Genomic DNA, 21,417 nt, shown 5'->3' with positions numbered 1-21,417 from the left:
AGCTAGCTGTTATCTCTTCCCGTTTTACTTTGGTTTGTGTTCTTAAAAATTCTTTTTAGGAATTTTCGGGATTGTTTTGTTGTTCAATTATCAAAGTTCGTTACTGCTCGTTTGAAGCAGCTTATCTATTTTATCAAACTGGAAGAAGTTTGTCAACAACTTTTTTCATTTATTTTCAAATTTCTTTCTGATCTGATGGAATCTGTGCTGTTTCGCGTTGTTCTCGCTGACAGCTTGATTATGATACCACTCCCATTTCGAATTGTCAACAGTTTTTTAATAAAACATTTTATTGTGTTTATTGCTGCTTATAAAGCACATCCCAGTACATCTTATCATTCAATGTATGATACTGTACCGGAATGTGAAGATACAATATGAATATCACCCCATTATCTTAGTATGTATCACCTACCTGTCGCATTTTGAAAGTCTTAGTATTTTAGTTATTTTGCAATTACTCAATGCACCTTATTGTTTTGGAAGCTGACACTCATTAATAGCAATCCCAGTTATACATAACATGGCTGAAATCTCTGTTCTTCAGTGCTTCTCTGTCAATAAAGAAATTTGCGACACCGGCATCTCCCCACATAATATCCTTCACACTGTTCAACTGAAATAATAATATCTCACCATCGTCGACACTTCTGGGATCAGATTGTGTAAAAAACGGATAACCACCAACCTGACACATATATTCCTCATACATATCACACAAGCCATCCATAACATCGTCATTCTCAAGATATCCCCGCAGCTCCCTATCCAGACAAGTATCTGCGGCCGGCCAGAAATTCACATCGTCAAAAGGCATCGTCTGAACAATTTTAGTAGGTTTCAAACGGTATGTTACCGCTCTCTCCATAGGAAGCGCTGTATCTTCATGCCAGTCAGGTTCATGAATACATGATTTCTCTGCCCGCTCCGGCAATGTTTCATAGTAACGTATGCACCACCCTGTCTGGTCATAGCCATCATCAAAATTGCATCCATACATATCTTCGCTGCTGATCAATATCTGCATCACCCCCTGTTCAGGATAATCCGGCAAATGCGGAATCTGGGCAAAATTCACCTGCGCCAGCAGATACAATTCCTCGCCTGTTCTGCTGTTCTCCAATCGATGTTCTCCCTCAGGCACATAATAAGCGCCGCCAATCTTACAGTCAAAAAGACCTGCATCCCCTTCTTCGAGTTCAAAACTCACCATCGGGGCTGCTGTATATTCCGTCATTTTCCGGTAAATTTTCTCTACAATCTCAGTTGTATTTTCTCGCTCCTGCGCTTTCTTTTGACCCGCTCTTGACGCTGCACAATTATCATCAGCTTTCTCCGCCCCACCAAATGCAAATGAAAGATTTTGATAATAATTCAGATTTTCAAGCTTCTTCAAATTCTCTTTTATCCATGAACATCCACCCGTCGATTTCATGATCTTCATGGATATATTCATCTTTTTCGTTAAAATATCTATTGTATTCTCAAAAAGCAAACTCTTTTTCACCTTGAGCGACAACACATCTCCCCATGGAAGAAGAGCCCCCTCATCAATCGTCCAATCAGGCCGGAGTGCAAATATAGCTATCCCCTTCTCATAAAAACCATATAAAAAATAATGTCCGTTTGCATGTACCGGCAGTACATTCTCCTCATATGCAAAATTATACTTTTTCAGTTCTCTTTTTATTTGTTCCAAATTCAGCATCATATACTCCCCGCTCTCCGTATAGACTAAAAACCTTACTGATTGTCAGTTATTCTCCTGAAAATTAGTAAGGTTTTATCTGTCGCAAATATTCTAAAATATAACTGATCGCGTCTATTGTCTCTTCTGAGCAAACTCCCGCATAATATCCTGCATCATCGTGTTCAGTAATTCAATCACCTGATCCGCATTCATCATATCATTAATCGTAATCTGCCCGACAATATGACTGTTGCGTCGGCCGCCGTCAAGAAAATATCCATTTAGGGCTCTGTAATCCCGTGCGTTCTCTCCGTCTTTCAGCAGTACATATCCCGCAACTGCCGTTATGCTGTAACTATTCTCCGTGACACCCTCAATGAAATCCACATAAAATGCCTTCTGTTTCTCATTGATATAGGTGTACATGCGCTTATAAACATTGGACACTTCCAGAAAACTGGATGGTTCTACACGTCTGTAATACGGGTATTCGCCTCTCCACTTATGTCTGCAGAAATACTCATTCAGCGCCCGCCGTACGGCACCATGATGCTTACGGCATGATAATGGCAGCACTCTTTTCTCGTAATATTGGCTGCAAGTGTCCAATATATCTGTCAAAACGCCGTATAATGTTTCTGCTTTCTTCATGGAAGCAAACTGTATCCAATAACGGCAGAAAGCTGCCCGCTCATCAATAGCCTTATGCAGCCATCCCGTCAGTTCCTCCAAACCATAAGGGGTCAGATATTCACATGCTGCCTCCAGATCATTCTGACTGAATGCAAAATTCTCCGCTGCATCTTCATCAAAACGGATCAGGCTCTTCCCTATACCCGCTTCTGTCGTTGGTGCCAGGTAGAATTGTATCAGCTCGTAAAACACACACAGCAGCGGAAGGGCACGCAGCTCATCCTTGTCAAGCGACTCAACACCAAGTATCTGTGCCTTCTCAAGCATTGCCTTCAAAGGATGCATCAGGATCCTCCATGGCAATTTATCCGCATCGACATCCAACGGCTCCATCGCCGAATCATAATTATATAAATGCAGTGAACCTTTCAGACTTCTAAAGACAAAAGAACTCTCCTTCGCCTGATAAGGTCCCTCTGAAAGACCATTGACAAATGACAGACGATAATACGGTACACTGACCTTTTCTTCTGCACCATTCTCGCCTTTCACAGTCTCCGTTCGTTCAAAACATTCACCGGAAAGATGTGTAATGAGAATTTCTCGCGGATGTCTGCCGTCTTCAATCAATACATCTGCAAAATCCAGTTCCAGAGACATCGCAGGTGTACTCAATACATCCACATGCAATATTCTGTTCTTAATCTTGTACGGAATCTTCTTCTGTCCAACAACATACTCTGACAGGCCATTTAATGCCTGCTGCTCCTCACCGTCGAACATCCGTACAAACTCTTTGTATTCCGCCTGTTCTTTTCTTAATGCTGCTTTCGCAGTCAAATAGCCGTGTACAATACCGTTTTCAACGCTTTCCAATTCTTCTTCAGTTTCAAACTGTACAAGTCCCTGAAGCGTCTTGATCGTACTCTCTTCCAAATCGTAGCCTTCAATCAGCGAAAGATAATGCTCACCAAGTTCATGGAGCTGTGCATATTCAGCCCCCTTCATCTGGCGATAATCCCGGTAAAGATCAGACATCAGCTCATTATCAACACTATAATGTAGCATCATTCTCCTCCTTGCCGCTGTTCAAATACTGCCACAGAGCTGCCACCGGCAGTCCTACGACATTATTGTAATCTCCATGAATAGACCGAATAAATACAGCTGCTCTTCCCTGAATGCCATAAGCGCCTGCCTTATCTGCCGGTTCACCTGTTCTGATATAATCCCAGATCATCTTATCCGTCATCGGATACATTGTGACTTCCGTCTTCTCCGCAAATACTGTTTCTTTCCTTACATCTGCACTGCCTTCAATCACTGTAACACCCGTATACACCTCATGGGTTCGTCCCTGCAGCATATGAAGCATCCTGAAAGCATCCTGATCATTCGCCGGCTTCCCGAGTATCTCCTGATCACATGATACAACAGTATCCGCTCCAACGATAATGCAGTCTTCCGCATAACGTTCAGCCACATCCTGCGCCTTTTGTCTTGAAAGCCGTCTGACCATTTCTTCAGGTTCCCACGGCCCTTTCTTCTCTTCCTTTGTACTGACACATACATCAAAGTCCAGACCGGCCTGTTTCATCAACTCACTGCGTCTTGGTGATGCAGATGCCAGAATGATTTTTCTCATGTTGCTAAAGCCTCCCTGCTGCAATACTTAAATCACAAGTATTATACTTTATCTTCCCGGATTTGTAAACATCTCCGGCATATACTTCCAGTAACGCTTCGGCAACATCTGCATCTGCAGTTTCGGATTTCTTCTCTCCAGAATAGCCACACTCTCCGTAAACGTCTTCCACCATTCTGTAAAAGCATATTCCGATAAAGACAACATCATCTGCGGATCCTGTCTGAAGTCCGGATGACGGATATAAAACCAGTCTTCACCTGCTCTGTAAATCCAGACTTCATCCCGTTCCACATCATGGATCACCCAATGCTCCATGGGCAGCCTGTCCTGAAAATGTTCCGCTAGAAACATTCCCACATGATGCTTCGAAACCAGTCTGGCATACAGAATGTAGTTCTGAAGTTCCTGAAATCTCAGAAAACCATATAAATGCTGTGTCTCCCTCAAGACACTTCTTGACAGCTGATGCAGTCCCATCACTTCCGGTATGGACATCGCATTCAAAACCTTCCTGCCATTGGCAAAGGCCAAAATAAGAAATCTGTAGATAATCTCTCCCTTCTCCTGACTGTCCGCCTCCGACGCCATGTGTACCAGATACCATGCCTCCTCCGAAATCTTGCTTATAATGGCCTTCACAACCTTCCCGGCCTTCTCTGTATTCACTTCTACCGAATAAATATCCGAAAACAGATCACCGTTCACATAAGGGCCCACCGCCAGCTTCTGCCAGGCATGGCCATACCTGCTTGTGAAAGCTTCATACACGCCGCACAAAATACCTTCTGTACTGTTCTGACACATCAGAATACGCATTCTCTTATTCTGTTCCATTCCAAGTCACTCCCTATCAAAGCTGTCCGGTCAATACCTGCCGCTTATCCTCCTGCTCCACCGGCATCTGCAAGTGAAAATCATCAAACAGATCCAACTGTCTGAATGTATCCCCGGAGCGAACAACATTCTCCGGCAGACGCTCCTTTAATCCAAGAAGATTCGTTGTAATGAACCGTTCATCCATTCTGAAAGGCATATAAACTCTTCCCTGACAAGTAATAAAGTACATCGCCCGCTTCAGTACAACCCCCATCTTCTTCAGATCCTCAAATCGCAGCCCGCCATACCTCCTGGCACGACAGATCCTCCTGGCGCTGTTCACACCAAGCCCCGGCACTCTCAGCAGCTGATAATAATCCGCCGTCATCACCTCCACAGGAAAAGCCTCCAGATGTCTGACCGCCCAATCGCACTTTGGATCTAGCAGCAGATTGAAATTCGGCTGTCTCTTACTCAGAAGTTCTGCTGCCTTAAAACCATAAAACCGTATCAGCCAGTCTGCCTGATACAGACGATGTTCCCTCAAAAGCGGCGGCAGCGTCCCCACCGCCGGTAATCGACTATCCTCATTCACACCCACATACGCGGAATAGAAAACTCGTTTCATCTTAAATCTGCCATAAAGCGCCTCTGATACACTCATAATCTGATAATCCGACTCCCCTGTTGCTCCTATAATCATCTGGGTACTCTGTCCTGCCGGCACAAAGGGCTGTGCATGCCGGTACAGCGCCACTTCGTGCTTCGAAACAGTAATCTGCTGTTGAATCTGCCGCATAGGCTTCAAAAGCTGTCTGCGGGGCTTATTCGGAGCCAGGCTCCGCAGCCCCTCTGCTGTCGGCAGTTCCAGATTACAACTCATCCTGTCCACCAGAAAGCCTGTCTGCTGGATGAGTTGAGGATCAGCTCCCGGAATCGCTTTCACATGGATATAGCCATGAAAATGATACACTGTGCGCAGCCGCAGAACTGTCTCATAGATCAGCTCCATCGTATAAGACGGATTCCTGTAAACGGCCGAACTGAGGAACAGACCTTCTATATAGTTTCTACGATAAAAACCCATGGTCAATGTACATACCTCGTCCGGGCTAAATGTCGCCCGCTCTGTATCATTACCGACTCTGTTGACACAATAAACACAGTCATAGCAGCAGTCATTAGTTAACAGGATCTTCAGCAGAGAAATGCATCTTCCGTCTGCAGAAAAACTATGACAGATACCACAAGCCACTGCATTGCCTGTTCCCATGCTGCCATTCTTCCTGTCCACGCCGGAAGAAGTGCAGGCCGCATCGTACTTGGCTGCATCAGCCAAAATACGCAGTTTCTCATTCAGATGACTGTCCCATATCGTCTCCATGTCCTACCGCCCTTTCAAAAAACATATGTTCCCATTCATTTTAGCACATATGTTCGCATTTGTAAACATATGTTTTCGAAAATATGTTTGGTTTTATTTTCCTGAGTGCTTTCTTTTACTTCAATCGCCTGACTCTGAATGTATGGCATGTCTTTATATGCTATATAAAAATAAAGTAACTGTTCAGAGACAACCTCCAAAATGCTACGCATTTCGTCGGTGTGGCGTATCCGCCAAATAAAATTTCAAAAACATTCTTAAAAATGCAAGCATTTTATACCTGTTTTTTGAAATTTGCTTGTCTCTGAACAGTTACAAAATAAAAAAGAACCGAAACACTTCTGTCCTTAACGCAGAATTCTGTTTCAGTTCTTTTTTTGAAGACTCCCCTGAGCGTCCTTTATACACCTTCATCAGATATGATGTTCTTTAAAATAGGCCATGGCCTTTTCCTGATCCTTCATGACCTGTACCTTCACTTCTTCCAGACTGGCAAATTTGTGTTCATCCCGCAGTCTCTGATAAATGCGCACAGTGATCATCCGATCATATAAATCGCCTGAAAACTCAACAACATGGGTTTCTATACGAAGTTCATTATGATCTCCAACTGTCGGATTGCGACCGATATTCGTCAGCGCATAGTACTTTCCTTCCATACCTTCAATCTGAACAACCGATGCATATACACCTTCCGGCGGCAGCAGTTTAATGTCATCTGGCGCCAGATTGGCTGTCCGCATATCAACTTTTCTTCCATTGGCTTTTCCCGGAATAACTTTTCCATTAATCTCATACGGACGTCCGAGAAGTTCTGTGACCGTCTCCATTCTGCCCTCTGCAATATAGCCTCTAATCATTGTTGAGCTGATCTCTTCGCCGTGTACACACAGTTTTTCACAGTTATCAACAACATAACCATACGCTGCCGCATGCTTTTTCAAAAACGAGACATCACCACTTCTCTGGTATCCGAAATGGAAATCATCTCCAACGACAATCACCTTTGCACCGATATCTCTCACAAGTACATCCCGCACAAAATCTTCAGGCATCATATGCGCTGTCTCCTGGGTAAAGGGATACTCGATCAATACATCGATCCCCATTTCTTCCACAATGCGAAGCCGCTCTTCTTTTGTATAAATCAGCGACTGTTTCTTTCCGGTCAGCAGACTCATCGGATGAAAGTCAAAAGTAAAGACAACGGTCTGAAAACCCTTTTTGCCATATTCTTTTAATTTATTGATCAAAAGCTGATGTCCCCTATGCAGTCCGTCGAATTTTCCAAGGGCAACCACGGTGTGATCAAGATGGATATCCTTTGTTCCTCTAAAATAAATCATGACCAATGCTACCTCTATACAAACATTTTTATATTTTTTAAGCTGTTTTTGACGGCCACATACTGATAAATCGCCGTAAAATTACCTGTGCTGCTGTACATGCGCACCTGCATTCCGTCTTTGAGTACAGCGGACGCATCACCGCCGGAGGTTGCAACCTGTTCCCTTGGCAGCCAGTTGCCGTTGGCAAGCATTTTATCCGAAAATGCATCTGTCGTTTTGAATTCCGGATAATCCGAAAGCATTTCTTCGACAGGCACAATATGTCTGCGCACTTCTTCTTCACCGCAGGCAGCCATTTCCTGAATCTGAGCAAGTGTCCATGCATGTGCAATATCAAATGCCCCCACTTTTAAACGGACAAGTTCCGTCATGCAGGCACCACAGCCCAGTTTCTCGCCAATATCCTGACACAGTGTACGAATATACGTGCCTTTGGAACATGAGACCTCCATTGTGACATAAGGCAGCTGTATTTCTGTGATATTCAGGGCATTAATCACCACATGTCTGGCCTTTCGTTCAACTTCCTGACCGGCCCTGGCCAGCTCATATAACTTTTTGCCATCTACCTTAATAGCAGAATACATCGGCGGTATCTGCATATAATCACCAACAAAAGAAACCGCTACATCTCTGACCTCACGCTCATCGACATTCACAGCCTTTTCAGTAAGAATCTGTCCGGAAATATCTTGTGTATCGGTAGTTCTACCAAGCATCATCACCGCGCGATAAGTCTTGTCCCGGTCTGTGATCATATCACAGAGCTTTGTTCCTTTGCCGAGACAGACCGGCAGAACCCCTGTTGCATCCGGATCCAGCGTACCCGTATGGCCGATTTTCTTCTGATGAAGGATTCCCCTGAGTTTTGCTACAACATCATGGGATGTAAAACCTTTTTCCTTGCAAACATTAATCATTCCATCGTACATGTATCCAGCTGCTCCTTTATTAATGCTTCTGCTGTATGATAAATTTCATTGATATCGCCCACTGCTGAAAATCCCGCTGCGCGCACATGGCCGCCGCCGCCAAATTTGCCTGCAACCGCTGCAACATCCACGAAATGATTGGATCTCATACTGAATTTATAAGTGTTTGCCTCTGTGTCGGAGGCTGATGCAAGCAGTGCCACCTCAATGTCCCTTGTCAGACGCAGCTGATCGATAATACCTTCCAGATCACCATGTCCTGCACCCAAACGGTCCAGCTCCGGTTTTTCAAGCACACACACGATCATTCGATTGTCAAGAACAGGTCGACATTTCTGCAGGGCATAGCCCAAAATTTTATTCTGCTTATAACTTTTGCGGTAAAAAACATCATCAATGAGATCTGAATACGGAATGCCTTTTTCCATCAGGCAGCCGGCCATATCCATTGTATGATGACTTGTATTGCTGTATTTGAACACACCGGTGTCACAAATAATACCAATATACAATGCCACTGCTGCATCATAAGAAATAGCCTCCATTGCCATCAGCCCTGTCAGTACTTCGCAGGTTGAACTGGCATCCGACACGATCATATTCTCATCGGCATAGCCCGGATTGCTGATATGATGGTCAATACAGATCCTGTGTTTTGCCGTATCAAAATATTTCTGCGCTCCGGCAAGACGCCCTTTGTCACTGGCATCCAGTGCAATAAATAAATCATAGACCTTATCATCTTCATAGCTGCCAATAATCTGCTCAACACCGGCAATCACTTTATAGCTTTCCGGAACCGGTTCCAGTCTGACATCTGCCTCAATCTCAGGATAATTATCCCTGAGATAATGCCAGAGGCCCATACAGGCGCCGACGCAGTCACCATCCGGTCTTGTATGACCGGCAATAATGACTGTTCGGACCCCTTCCAGGCAGGACAGAATATTATTCATTGTCCTCTTCTCCTTCATGTTCTTTTCCTTCATCTGAACGAACAACATCGTCAATCAGTTTTGACATATTGACGCCGTATTCGATCGACTGATCCAAAACAAAATGAATTTCAGGTGTATTTCTTAAGTTCACAGTCCGTGCAAGCTCACGGCGGATAAAACCAATGGCACTTTTAAGTCCTGCCAGTGTTGCATCCTGTGCATCTTTATCGCCCAGCACGCTGATATAAGCTTTGCACTGTTTCAGATCCGGTGCTACTTCCACAGCAACAACGCTGGTCATCGGACTGATACGCGGATCTTTAATCTCACGGGAGATAATACGGCTCAGTTCCTTCTGAACCTCACCATTGATACGCGTATTCTTTATACTGTTCTTTCTCATCTATATACTCCTATCTCGGCACTTCTTCCATAACGAAAGCTTCAATCTGATCGCCTTCCTTAATATCGTTATATTTCTCAAAGGACATACCGCATTCATAGCCGGAATTAACTTCTTTCACGTCATCTTTGAAACGCTTCAGAGATGCAAGATCACCTTCATGAATAACAACATTATCTCTTAAGAGACGTACCTTGCAGTTACGAACGATCTTACCATCCTGAACATAACCGCCGATGATGGTGCCGACACCGGATACCTTATATGTCTGACGCACTTCTGCATGGCCGATGATCTTCTCTTCGAATGTCGGTTCAAGCATACCCTTCATAGCAGCTTCGATATCTTCAATGGCATTGTAGATGACTCTGTACAGACGCAGATCGACTTTTTCCTGTTCTGCAATAATCTTCGCCTGATTGTCCGGACGAACATTGAAACCGATAATGATCGCATTGGATGCAGAAGCCAATGTAACATCAGATTCATTGATGGCACCAACACCGCCGTGAATAACCTTGACAGCCACTTCATCATTGGAAAGTTTTGCAAGACTCTGTTTCACAGCTTCTACAGAACCCTGAACATCGGCTTTGACAATGATATTCAGATCTTTGATCTGACCTGCCTGGATCTGATCAAACAGACCATCCAGAGATAATTTGGATTTTGTATCAGCCAGCATCTTCTCACGTTTTGTGGCGATAAATGTCTCAGCCATTGTACGGGCTTCTTTTTCAGTATCTGTTGCAATGAAGACTTCACCAGCCTGAGGCACTTCATTCAAACCAAGAATCTCTACAGGTGTAGACGGACCGGCTTTCTTTACACGGCGCCCCTTATCATCAATCATTGCTCTGATCTTACCAAATGCAGTACCAACAGTTACATTATCACCAACATTCAGTGTACCTTTCTGAACCAGCACGGTTGCCACAGGACCACGGCCCTTATCCAGCTGTGCTTCAAGAATCAGGCCACGACCCTTTCTATTAGGGTTCGCCTTTAATTCTTTCACTTCAGCATCCAGAAGGATCATATCCAGCAGATCCTGAAGACCTTCACCTGTATGTGCGGAAACAGGTACCATAATGGTTGTACCGCCCCAGTCCTCTGCAATCAGACCATATTCTGTCAGTTCCTGTTTAACACGGTCAATATTGGCACTCGGCTTATCAATCTTGTTGATTGCAACAATAATATCGATTTCTGCTGCTTTGGCATGGTTAATGGCTTCAATTGTCTGAGGCATAACACCATCATCAGCTGCAACAACAAGGATTGCGATATCTGTAGACTGTGCACCTCTTAAACGCATGGCTGTGAAAGCTTCATGTCCAGGTGTATCCAGGAATGTGATCTTCTGACCACTGACTTCAACAACATAGGCACCAATGTGCTGTGTAATACCGCCGGCTTCTCCGGATGTAACACTTGTCTTACGGATAGCATCAAGGATAGATGTCTTACCATGGTCAACGTGACCCATAACGCAGACAACCGGTGGTCTTGGCTGAAGATCTTCTTCATTTTCTTCCTCTTCCTTCAGCATCTCTTCGATAACATCCACAACAACTTCATGTTCACAGAGAATATCATATTCAAGTGCAATTTCTTCTGCCTCATCATATGTGATGTCTGAGTTCACATTAAGCATCTTACCTTCAAGGAAAAGCTTCTTGATGATCTGAGCTGCCGGAATCTTCATCTTATCTGCCAATTCTTTGATTGTTACTGTCTCAGGCAGTTCAATGCTTGTTACCTTCTCTACAACCGGTTCCGGCTTTGGCTGTGCATTGACAGGCTTCTTACGCATTGTGTTTTTATTGTTATTGTTGTTCTTATTATTGTTCTTGCCGTTTCTGGATGTATTTCTTCCTTCAAAATCTCTATCATCACGGCGGTTGTCACGATCTTTGTTGTCCTTGTAGTTTCTGCGGTTTTCTCTTGTTGTATCCTTTGTCATAACAACTTCTTTGTTGATGGCACTGTCAAGATTGAACTTGCCGTCACGGCCGCCGTTTCTACCACCCTGACCTCTGTTGTCACGGCTGCCGTTTCTGTTCTGGCCATTGCCGTCGCGATTGAAGCTTCTGTTCTGGCCGTTGCCGTCGCGGTTAAAGCTTCTGTTCTGACCGTTGCCGTCGCGGTTAAAGCTTCTGTTCTGACCGTTGCCGTCGCGATTGAAGCTTCTGTTCTGGCCGTTGCCGTCGCGGTTAAAGCTTCTGTTCTGACCGTTGCCATCGCGGTTAAAGCTTCTGTTCTGGCCGTTGCCGTCGCGGTTAAAGCTTCTGTTCTGGCCGTTGCCGTCGCGGTTAAAGCTTCTGTTCTGGCCGTTGCCGTCGCGGTTAAAGCTTCTGTTCTGACCGTTGCCATCGCGGTTAAAGCTTCTGTTCTGACCGTTGCCATCACGGTTAAAGCTTCTGTTCTGGCCATTGCCGTCGCGGTTAAAGCTTCTGTTCTGACCGTCACGACCGCCGTTTCTATTCTGACCATCGCGGTTATAACCTCTGTTCTGGCCGTCGCGGCTGCCATTGTCTCTTGATGGTGTGCTGTAATTACCGCGGCTGTCCATACCCCCCTGGACATTGTTATTGCGGCGTGGTGCTGCGTTTCTATTGTCCTGAGCCGGCTTTGTTTCCTGCTTCTGAGCCGGTTTTGCTGCCGACTGTGTAAAGAACTTTCTAATCTTATCTGCATTCTCTGATGAAATGGTGCTCATATGGCTCTCTACATCCACACCATGTCCCTTTAATGCATAGATGACATCTTTGCTGCTTTTATTTAATTCCTTTGCCAATTCATGTACTCTGATTTTTGACATAGGCTACCTCCGTTAAAATGGCGGAATCACTGATTGATTCCTGTATCAATAAGTTTCCTGATGGACTTTCCGAAACCGGCATCAAGTACTGCCAGTGAAGCCCTGTATCCACGTCCCGTATGTGTTCCGAGACTTTCTTTTGTTCCATAAATGTATACAGGCACATGATAATAAGCACCCATATCATTAAATGATTTCTTCGTATTGTCAGATGCATCCGATGCAATAATGACAAGACATGCCTTGCCCTTTCTGACTGCAGATTCTACTGCAAACTCACCGCTGGCGATCTTGCCTGCCTTTGTCGCCAGTCCGATCATTGATAAAGCTTTATCTGTCAATATTCTTCATCTCCTCTTCCAGCTGTCCGTAAACTTCCTTCGGTATCTGCATCTTCAGTGAACGTTCCAGGCCTCTGTTCTTAATGGCTTTCTGCAGACATTCACTTTTCGGACAAATATAGGCACCGCGTCCGTTTTTGCGCCCTGTTGCATCAATACATATCTCATCTTCCGGCGTTTTAATGACACGGATCATTTCTTTCTTGCTCTTCATTTCCTGACAGCCGATACACTGTCTCATAGGAATCTTCTTCATGGCCGTCACCTTTTAGTAACCGTAAGCCTGGGATTCACTCTTGATATCGATCTTGTAGCCTGTCAGTTTAGCTGCCAGTCTTGCATTCTGGCCTTCCTTGCCGATAGCCAGTGACAGCTGATAATCAGGAACAACAACAGCTGCGCTCTTCTCTTCAGGATCCACATCAACAGAGACAACCTTTGCAGGGCTTAATGCATTCTCGATGAGAACGGCAGGATCCTCGCTCCAGTTGATGATATCGATCTTCTCACCGCGAAGCTCATCAACAATGGCATTGACACGGGCACCATTCATACCGACACATGCACCGACAGGATCAACGTTTGGATTGTTGGAGCTGACTGCGATCTTTGTTCTGGAACCTGCTTCTCTTGCAATGCTCTTGATCTCAACTGTACCGTCTCTGACTTCTGTTACTTCTGCTTCAAAAAGTCTCTTCACCAATTCAGGATGTGTACGTGATACAGTGACCTTCGGTCCCTTTGTTGTATTCTTTACTTCTACAATATAGAGCTTGATACGGTCTGTCGGCTTGAATACTTCGCCCTTCACCTGTTCATTCTCTGTCAGAACCGCATCAACCTTACCCAGGTTCACACTGATATTCTTGCCGTTATATCTCTGTACAACACCTGTTACGATGTCTTTCTCGCGACCATAATATTCATTATATAAAGACTTTCTTTCTTCTTCACGAATCTTCTGGACAACGACCTGTTTTGCCTTCTGTGCTGCAATACGTCCGAAATTCTTCGGTACGATCTCCACATGAACAATATCGCCCGGATCATAGAACTTGTTCTTGAGTCTTGCATCCGCAACACTGATCTCCATTTCAGGATCTTCCACTTCTTCTACAACTGTCTTATCTGCAAAAACTTTGACTTCACCTGTCTCACGATTCATAGTCACACGGATGTTATCTGCTTTGCCGTACTCATTCTTGCAGGCAGCGACAAGAGAATTCTCAATAGCTTCAAGCAGAATATCTTTGCTGATGCCTTTCTCTTTTTCTATATCGTCCAATGCCTTGATTAACTCTTTACCTTCATTCATTTTTTTAAATTCCTCCTCTATGTCTGTTCTATCAGAAGAAGAATGCAAGCCGGATGCGCGCAATATCGGAACGTTTAAACTGCATCTCGGTTTCATCTTCCATTTCCAGTGTCACCGTATCTTCATCGTATGCTTTCAAAATACCGACGAATTCCTTTTCTTTATTAATTGCTTTGAACAATTTCACTTCAACATCCTTGCCGATGCTTCTCGCAAAATCCTTCTCTTTCTTCAGAGGACGATCAAGACCCGGTGAACTGACTTCCAGAATATAGTTTTCCGAAATAAAGTCCTCTTCATCCAGTAAATCACTGAGCGCCCGGCTGACTTCTTCGCAGTCATCTACTGTAATCCCGTTCTCCTTGTCAATATAGGCACGCAGATACCAGTTGGCACCTTCTTTCACCCATTCTACATCGACAAGTTCAAATCCTTTCGCCTCGACGATCGGCACGAGCATTGCCTCAGTCCTGCTTTCATAATCTTTCTTTGCCATGTAACTCACTTCCTTCCCGAATTAAGATTCCTTAACACGTACAAAGAGTGGACTTGCGCCCACTCTTTGCTAAAGTTAATATACTATCTTAATCATTGTAACACCAGTTTGATTATTTGGCAATAGCCAACTTGACGATTATTCATAAGAATAAAACGCCTGCAGCCGATGTTTTGTATCAAACAGATCATTATATAAAAGTTTCTTATAATTTTTCAGCAGTGCTTCCGCTTCTTCTTCACCACAGTCTGTTCCTGTATTTTCCTTCAATGCATGTGCAGAGATAAACGGAACATTCTGCTGCAGATCAGACAGATAACTCTGAAAATCCGTCAACGGCAGCCCTGCTGCCTTCAAAAGACGTACAGCCAGATAGTTGGCACTTGTCTCTTCCCCCTGACTTTCATTGATGTCATAATTGGCCCACATGACAAACGGCACAATATATCTTTCCTTTCGGTCACTGCCTGTTCCAATGGAAGTGACAAACGCATCATTGCTGCCCGTTTTTTTGCCGGTGTCTACCACATTGGTAATGTAATCTGCCGGCTGATGATCGCCAAACATCATAATGATCGTCGGTTCTGACTGCTTTTCAAAGTATTCCACCAACTGTTTGAAAGCTTCATCGGAACGCTTGATCAATGACAGATACTGTTCTGTAGCCTTCAGATAAGTGCCGCTGCCTCCCACAACACTGACATCCGGGATAAAATTGCTGTAGCGTTTGACATAGCTGCCATGATTCTGCATCGTCACATCAAACACAAATAGCCTCTCGTCAGAAGACTTCTCTTCATAACGACTGATAATCTTCTGATACGTGGTCCAGTCACTGATATAGGTTCGTAATATCTCAGGGTTTGAAAAATCATCTTTAAAATATTTCTCTTCAAATCCCAGGTCATCATACACCGTATCTCTGTTCCACCCCTTTGGATAATAAGGATGCATGGACACAGATGTATAACCGACAGAGGACAGCTGACTGGCCAGTGACGGCACTTCCGACTTGATATACTGTTGATAAGGGATACTGCCTGTGGGCAGAAAATACATACTGAGTCCGGTCAGAAACTCAAACTCTGTATTGGCTGTGTTGCCGCCCTTAACAGAAGAATACATCCATCCCTTCTGGGTGTTCTCCGAAAGAGAACTGATAAATGGCATCACTTCTGTATTCGTTGTATAATCCCCCAGCACCGACAGATCAGAAAATGCTTCATTCATAATAACAATTATATTCGGCTTCTTCGTCAGATCAATGTTGTCTGCACTGACATTGCTGTCACTGTTCCCGGAGGATATCTCATCCTGGATTTTGGCCAGTTCTTCCTGTGAATAACCCTCCGGCTTGTCAATCTTCAGATAACGGAGATTCACGATAAAACTCAGCGCCAATCCGTTATTGCGATAATAAACCGTCGGCGTAAACAGGGTTGTATCCATATCAAATGTTTTGATGGCCGCATCCGTCTGAACATAACTGCAAAATCCCATGAATGCTGCGCACATGACAGCAATACCGGCACCGCGGAACTTCGACATCTTAAACTTCAGCCGCATTTTCAGACACAATGACCAGAGCAGCAGGATCAGCAGGATCACGTTGCATGCTCTTACGGATAATTTATATTCAAAGTTATCAGCCACTGTCGCTGCCACACCCACTGAGAAAAGATCCCATGGCAGAATCGGCGATGATCGGAACATCAGGACAAAATAATTGGCCAGGCCCGCTGCACCAAGCAGCATCGAACCAATAAGGATGGACATTCCTGTTCTTCCGGTTATAAACAGCAGCACGCCAAAAAACAGATAATACATGATAAGGTTCAGAATAACAGGGCCTTCCCACATCTGACTAAGCAAGTGGGTATAACTTTCCACAAGCATAAAAACAGCTGCCGGTGCAAAGGCTGTTAAAAGTATCTCGATCAAAGCTGAATATCGGAATCGAAACAGATTCACAACAATGGCTGCAGCGATAAATACAACCGCCAGCCACAGCCATTCCTGGCTTTTCTCAGCCGTCTGCATGGAGTACACCGCCAGCCCCGCCATCACAACGCCGTATACCACAGCCAATATGGCAGATTTCTTATCAATCCACCTGTCCTGTTTTTCAATCGGCCGTTTCAGCTGTTGACCGATAATTGCTAAATATTCTTTTGCAGAGGAGGACCGTTCTGATTTTGTATAGATTCTCTTCTTGTGTTTTTTGTTCTTCAAGTCAATCTTTCCTCCTAAAAACCAAAATCAAAAATTGACAACTGATTGCTCTCCGGAAGTCCTCCGAGGAGCCCCAGCTCAGCCATTGTATCAAGTACCGTCTGACTGACTTTTGCCTTCTGACGAATATCGTCCTTCGACAGAAATTTCTCACCGCGCTCAGTCTCAGCGTGGGCTGCCACAGCCAATGCTTCCGCAGCAATACCGCCCATGCCTTCAATGACAGAAAACGGCGGCAGTAATTTGCCCTCTACAACCTGGAATTTGATGGCATCCGATTGATACAGATCGATTTTCAGAAATTCAAAACCTCTTGCATAGAATTCCTGTACGATCTTCATATCACGCAGAGTATCCTGCTCTTTCTTGGAAAGATTCGGGTTTGCTTTATAAGCTTTGATATGATTATCAATAGCCGCTTTACCCTGACACATCAGACCATAATCAAAAGCCGTTGCGCGAATGGTGAAAAAGGCTGCATAATAGGCCAGCGGTTCATGGATCTTAAACCAGGCAATACGGATACCCATCATAACATAAGCCACCGCATGGGCTTTCGGGAACATATATTTGATCTTTTTGCAGGACCAGAGATACCAGTCCGGCACATCATGTTCTTTCATGACTTTCTCATAATCCGGTGTCAGGCCCTTCCCTTTACGGACACTTTCCATAATCTTGAAAGACTGTTCGGATTCAACCCCTTTGTCGATCAGATAGATCATAATATCATCTCGTGTACAGATGGCTGTGGAAATCTGGGCTTTTCCCTCCTGGATCAGCGTCTGTGCATTGCCCAGCCATACATCCGTACCATGGGACAGACCTGAAATACGCACCAGATCCGAAAATGCTTTCGGTTTTGTATCACGGAGCATCTGCATAACGAATTCCGTACCGAACTCAGGAATACCAAGAGAACCCAGGTCGGTACCGCCGATGTCCTCCGGTTTAATATGGAGCGCCTCAAGACCATGAAACAACGATAATACTTCCGGATCATCCAGTCGTATTTTCGTGGCGTCCACGCCGGTAATATCTTCCAGCATACGGATCATGGTCGGATCATCATGTCCAAGAATATCCAGTTTCAAAAGGTTATGGTCAATGGAATGATAATCGAAATGGGTTGTAATAATCTTGGTTGTCTGGTCATTGGCCGGATGCTGAACCGGTGTGAAGGAATAAATCTCTTCACCATGTGGCACAACAATAATACCGCCGGGATGCTGACCGGTTGTACGTCTGACACCGACGCATCCGCTGGAAATCCGGTCCAGCTCGCAGGAACGTTTATGCTGTTCATGCTCTTCGTAATAATGCATGGCATAACCGTAAGCCGTCTTATCTGCCAATGTACCAACGGTTCCCGCACGGAAAGTCTTGCCTTTACCGAAGATAACCTCCGTATAAGCATGAGCCTTACTCTGATAATCACCGGAGAAGTTCAAGTCAATATCCGGCTCTTTGTTGCCCTTGAATCCAAGGAAGGTTTCGAAAGGAATATCATGCCCCTCCTTCATCAGCGGTTCTCCGCATACCGGGCAGACCCTGTCTTCCATATCACAGCCGGAACGACCCGAAAAACTTTTGACATAGTCCGAATCAAAATCCACATAGTGACATTTCGGGCACAGATAATGGGCCTGCAGGGAATTAACCTCTGTAATACCGGCCATATAGGCAACGAAAGATGAACCGACAGAACCTCTGGATCCTACCAGATAGCCGTCTGCAACGGATTTCCACACCAGTTTCTGCGCAATGATATACATAACCGCAAAACCATTACCAATGATAGAATTCAGTTCTCTTTCCAGTCGCTCCGTCACGATATCCGGCAAATCCTCCCCGTAAAGCTCATGGGCACGATTGTAACAGATATCTCGCAGGATGCCTGCCGAATTCTCAATGACCGGCGGACATTTATCCGGCCGGACCGGAGAAATTCTGTCAATCATATCCGCAATCCTGTTGGTATTGGTCACAACCACCTCTTCTGCTTTCTCAGCTCCCAGGTACTGAAACTCCTCCAACATCTCCTCTGTGGTCCGAAGGTACAACGGCGGCTGCAGATCCGCATCGCCAAATCCCTTATTTGACATGATGATCCTTCGGTATACTTCATCTTCCGGATTCAGAAAATGCACATCGCAGGTGGCGCAGACAGGCTTGTTGAATTTCTCTCCCAGCTCCACAATCTTCCTGTTCAGATCCTGCAGATCAGCGACCGTGCTGACCTTCGTCATTTTCGGATCACGGATCATAAATTCATTGTTGCCGGTGGGCTGAATCTCCAGGTAATCATAAAATTCGACAATTCTCGCGATTTCTTCTTCCGGACGTTCATCTACAACAGCCCTGAAAAGCTCTCCTGCTTCACAGGCAGACCCGATAATAAGTCCCTCCCGGTATTTTGCAAGAACACTCTTTGGTATTCGCGGACGTCTTGCATAATAATCCAGATGAGACAATGACACAAGACGATACAGATTAATACGGCCGATCTCATTCTTAGCCAGAAGAATAATATGGTAAGTTTTTAATTTCTTAATGGCATCCACAGACATGGCACTGTATGTATTCAGCTCATCCAGATCCCTGATATTCTTTTTCTTAAACCGTTCCAGAAAGCGCACAAAAACATCCGCTGTCGCTCCGGCATCATCCACAGCACGATGATGATTGGCCAGAGTACATCCCATGGCTTCAACTACGGTATCCAGCTTGTAATTCTTCAGACCTTCCAGAAAGCTTCTGGCAATCCCCAGTGTATCCACATAGGTGTAATCATAGGGCAGCCCCAGAACCTCACAATTGTGACGGATAAATCCCGTATCAAAATCCGCATTGTGAGCCACCAGGACAGAGCCCCCGCAGAAATCCATGAATTTCGGCAGGATCACCGAAATATTCGGGGCATCTTCCACCATTCTGTCATTGATGCTCGTCAGTTTCTCGATTTCAAAAGGAATTGGCCTTTCCGGATTGACAAATTCACTGAACTTCTCCGTGATCATGCCATTTTCCACCTTGACGGCACCGATTTCGATGATACGGTCATTCACCGCACTGAATCCCGTTGTCTCAATATCAAAAACGACAAACGTAGAATCCAGGCTCTGCCCTCTGGAGTCCGTGACAATATTTTTGATATCATCCACCAAATACCCTTCCATGCCGTAAATGACCTTAAAGTCCTTGCCCTCTACACAGTGATTGGCATCCGGGAAAGCCTGAACAACGCCATGATCTGTAATGGCCATGGCCTGATGTCCCCATCCCATAGCCGTCTTCAGAAGCTTCTTCACATCCGTTACACCATCCATATCGCTCATGGTGGTATGGCAATGCAGCTCCACACGTTTAACCGGGCTGTGATCCATGCGTTTCTCCGTGAAATCCGGAATGGTCTTAATACCGGATACAGAACCAAGGGCAATATCATGCTCAAACTGGTCCATCATGGCAACGGCCTTCATTTTGATGAAAGCCCCTTCCTTTAACTTGTCCAGAAGCTCCGGCAGACGTTCATTCTTGGTGAACACCTTTGCTTTAATGGTATCGGTAAAATCCGTTACGGCAAACATCACGATGGTCTTCTCGTTACGGATCTCCCGGGTCTCCAGCTGAATGATCTTTCCCCGGACAACCACTTCGCCCATCTCATCGATAATCTCATGAATCTCTGTTTCTTCACCTTCAAAATTGCGTCCATAAAAAATATCTTTATCTTCCGGAAGCCGCTGTTTCACATAATTCTTCTTGAAAGCAGGCTTTTCCCTCTGCTGGACCTCCTGCTTTTCGACCTCTTTCTGGTCTTCTTTTGCCTGCTCATAGGTCTGTACAATCTGTGCGATTTCTTCCTTCATGGCAGAATCAGCATAAACCGCATACTTACTCTTTTTCTTCGGCAGCCATCCGAGGACGATCCCAAGAGGCATATCAAAGCGCTCTGAAAAAATATGTTCCAGCTTATGCTTCAACTTCTCCATTTTCACTTGCGCAATGCAGTTTTCTTCCACCTTCAGCTCCAGAACAAAAGGTTCCAGAAATGTTTTCTCTGCCTTTCTGAAAAGATTGGCAGAAAGTTCTCCCTCTTCTTCCAGTTCATCGATCAGACTTCCAGTATACGCCTCCAGCAATCTCGCCGGCGTATACTGCCGGGACAGGTGGTATTTTTCAACCAGGCATACATCTACCTGGTCCTTAAACATCTGGCTACGAATAGCCCGCTCCGTCTCCCGGATGGCCTTATGGGCAATCAAACGATCACTGTGAATATAGATCTTGATGCGCGAATGATCTCTGCTGGCCGCCACCTTTTCACATTCCACAGTTTCAAACAGCTCAGTCATTTCATGACTGAGCTTTAAATCAGGTAATATATTCAGAAATTTTTTCACTTAATCAAAT

General features: G+C 44.8%; 16 protein-coding genes. All 16 read right to left on the bottom strand.

The window, feature by feature from the left end:
* Positions 1-496: 496 nt before the first annotated feature.
* The gene (locus tag NBH03_RS12705; RefSeq protein ID WP_250799800.1) at positions 497-1,711 is read right to left on the bottom strand and encodes a YwqG family protein; all 1,215 of its coding nucleotides are present in this window, start codon (positions 1,709-1,711) and stop codon (positions 497-499) included.
* 111 nt (positions 1,712-1,822) lie between these two features.
* Positions 1,823-3,394: a hypothetical protein gene (locus NBH03_RS12700; RefSeq protein WP_250799799.1), complete on the bottom strand. Its 1,572-nt coding sequence runs from the start codon at positions 3,392-3,394 to the stop codon at positions 1,823-1,825.
* On the bottom strand, positions 3,378-3,968 hold the full coding sequence (locus NBH03_RS12695; protein ID WP_015515104.1) for a Maf family protein: 591 nt from the start codon (positions 3,966-3,968) through the stop codon (positions 3,378-3,380). The genes NBH03_RS12700 and NBH03_RS12695 overlap by 17 nt, the downstream gene beginning before the upstream one ends.
* 48 nt (positions 3,969-4,016) lie before the next feature.
* The gene (locus NBH03_RS12690) at positions 4,017-4,805 is read right to left on the bottom strand and encodes a TIGR03915 family putative DNA repair protein (protein WP_250799798.1); all 789 of its coding nucleotides are present in this window, start codon (positions 4,803-4,805) and stop codon (positions 4,017-4,019) included.
* 16 nt (positions 4,806-4,821) lie between these two features.
* The gene (locus tag NBH03_RS12685) at positions 4,822-6,171 is read right to left on the bottom strand and encodes a putative DNA modification/repair radical SAM protein (protein WP_250799797.1); all 1,350 of its coding nucleotides are present in this window, start codon (positions 6,169-6,171) and stop codon (positions 4,822-4,824) included.
* 413 nt (positions 6,172-6,584) lie between these two features.
* Positions 6,585-7,517: a bifunctional riboflavin kinase/FAD synthetase gene (locus tag NBH03_RS12680; RefSeq protein WP_250799796.1), complete on the bottom strand. Its 933-nt coding sequence runs from the start codon at positions 7,515-7,517 to the stop codon at positions 6,585-6,587.
* A gap of 14 nt (positions 7,518-7,531) precedes the next feature.
* Positions 7,532-8,452 (bottom strand): tRNA pseudouridine(55) synthase TruB, encoded by a 921-nt coding sequence (truB, locus tag NBH03_RS12675; protein ID WP_250799795.1) that lies wholly within the window; start codon positions 8,450-8,452, stop codon positions 7,532-7,534.
* Positions 8,437-9,408, bottom strand: a complete 972-nt coding sequence (locus tag NBH03_RS12670) for a DHH family phosphoesterase (protein WP_250799794.1) — start codon at positions 9,406-9,408, stop codon at positions 8,437-8,439. The genes truB and NBH03_RS12670 overlap by 16 nt, the downstream gene beginning before the upstream one ends.
* Positions 9,401-9,793, bottom strand: a complete 393-nt coding sequence (rbfA, locus tag NBH03_RS12665; RefSeq protein WP_015515098.1) for a 30S ribosome-binding factor RbfA — start codon at positions 9,791-9,793, stop codon at positions 9,401-9,403. Before rbfA ends, NBH03_RS12670 begins: the two co-directional genes overlap by 8 nt.
* Before the next feature lie 10 nt (positions 9,794-9,803).
* Positions 9,804-12,617, bottom strand: coding sequence for a translation initiation factor IF-2 (gene infB / locus NBH03_RS12660; protein ID WP_250799793.1), 2,814 nt, complete (start codon positions 12,615-12,617; stop codon positions 9,804-9,806).
* A gap of 26 nt (positions 12,618-12,643) precedes the next feature.
* Positions 12,644-12,961, bottom strand: coding sequence for a L7Ae/L30e/S12e/Gadd45 family ribosomal protein (locus tag NBH03_RS12655; RefSeq protein WP_117528802.1), 318 nt, complete (start codon positions 12,959-12,961; stop codon positions 12,644-12,646).
* Complete coding sequence (rnpM, locus tag NBH03_RS12650) at positions 12,948-13,214, bottom strand: RNase P modulator RnpM (RefSeq protein ID WP_015515097.1); 267 nt, start codon at positions 13,212-13,214, stop codon at positions 12,948-12,950. Before rnpM ends, NBH03_RS12655 begins: the two co-directional genes overlap by 14 nt.
* Positions 13,215-13,226: 12 nt before the next feature.
* Positions 13,227-14,273, bottom strand: coding sequence for a transcription termination factor NusA (nusA, locus tag NBH03_RS12645; protein ID WP_015515096.1), 1,047 nt, complete (start codon positions 14,271-14,273; stop codon positions 13,227-13,229).
* A gap of 31 nt (positions 14,274-14,304) precedes the next feature.
* On the bottom strand, positions 14,305-14,769 hold the full coding sequence (gene rimP, locus NBH03_RS12640; RefSeq protein WP_250799792.1) for a ribosome maturation factor RimP: 465 nt from the start codon (positions 14,767-14,769) through the stop codon (positions 14,305-14,307).
* Positions 14,770-14,907: 138 nt separating this feature from the next.
* The gene (locus tag NBH03_RS12635) at positions 14,908-17,001 is read right to left on the bottom strand and encodes an LTA synthase family protein (protein ID WP_250799791.1); all 2,094 of its coding nucleotides are present in this window, start codon (positions 16,999-17,001) and stop codon (positions 14,908-14,910) included.
* A gap of 14 nt (positions 17,002-17,015) precedes the next feature.
* Positions 17,016-21,407 carry a PolC-type DNA polymerase III gene (locus tag NBH03_RS12630; RefSeq protein ID WP_331476139.1) on the bottom strand — a complete coding sequence of 1,464 codons (4,392 nt, stop codon included), beginning with the start codon at positions 21,405-21,407 and terminating at the stop codon, positions 17,016-17,018.
* Positions 21,408-21,417 lie beyond the last annotated feature (10 nt).

It is taken from the genome of Coprococcus intestinalis (assembly GCF_023656595.1).
Classification (GTDB): domain Bacteria; phylum Bacillota; class Clostridia; order Lachnospirales; family Lachnospiraceae; genus Coprococcus_A; species Coprococcus_A intestinihominis.
The sequence above is the reverse complement of the archived record's forward strand: the minus strand, read 5'-3'. Positions and strand labels throughout refer to the sequence as shown.

Excerpts from the sequence above, each read along its gene's own strand:
- NBH03_RS12705 (WP_250799800.1), bottom strand. The coding sequence starts at position 1,711 with ATGATGCTGAATTTGGAACAAATAAAAAGAGAACTGAAAAAGTATAAT.
- NBH03_RS12700 (WP_250799799.1), bottom strand. The coding sequence starts at position 3,394 with ATGATGCTACATTATAGTGTTGATAATGAGCTGATGTCTGATCTTTAC.
- NBH03_RS12695 (WP_015515104.1), bottom strand. The coding sequence starts at position 3,968 with ATGAGAAAAATCATTCTGGCATCTGCATCACCAAGACGCAGTGAGTTG.
- NBH03_RS12690 (WP_250799798.1), bottom strand. The coding sequence starts at position 4,805 with ATGGAACAGAATAAGAGAATGCGTATTCTGATGTGTCAGAACAGTACA.
- NBH03_RS12685 (WP_250799797.1), bottom strand. The coding sequence starts at position 6,171 with ATGGAGACGATATGGGACAGTCATCTGAATGAGAAACTGCGTATTTTG.
- NBH03_RS12680 (WP_250799796.1), bottom strand. The coding sequence starts at position 7,517 with ATGATTTATTTTAGAGGAACAAAGGATATCCATCTTGATCACACCGTG.
- truB (WP_250799795.1), bottom strand. The coding sequence starts at position 8,452 with ATGTACGATGGAATGATTAATGTTTGCAAGGAAAAAGGTTTTACATCC.
- NBH03_RS12670 (WP_250799794.1), bottom strand. The coding sequence starts at position 9,408 with ATGAATAATATTCTGTCCTGCCTGGAAGGGGTCCGAACAGTCATTATT.
- rbfA (WP_015515098.1), bottom strand. The coding sequence starts at position 9,793 with ATGAGAAAGAACAGTATAAAGAATACGCGTATCAATGGTGAGGTTCAG.
- infB (WP_250799793.1), bottom strand. The coding sequence starts at position 12,617 with ATGTCAAAAATCAGAGTACATGAATTGGCAAAGGAATTAAATAAAAGC.
- rnpM (WP_015515097.1), bottom strand. The coding sequence starts at position 13,214 with ATGAAGAAGATTCCTATGAGACAGTGTATCGGCTGTCAGGAAATGAAG.
- nusA (WP_015515096.1), bottom strand. The coding sequence starts at position 14,273 with ATGAATGAAGGTAAAGAGTTAATCAAGGCATTGGACGATATAGAAAAA.
- rimP (WP_250799792.1), bottom strand. The coding sequence starts at position 14,769 with ATGGCAAAGAAAGATTATGAAAGCAGGACTGAGGCAATGCTCGTGCCG.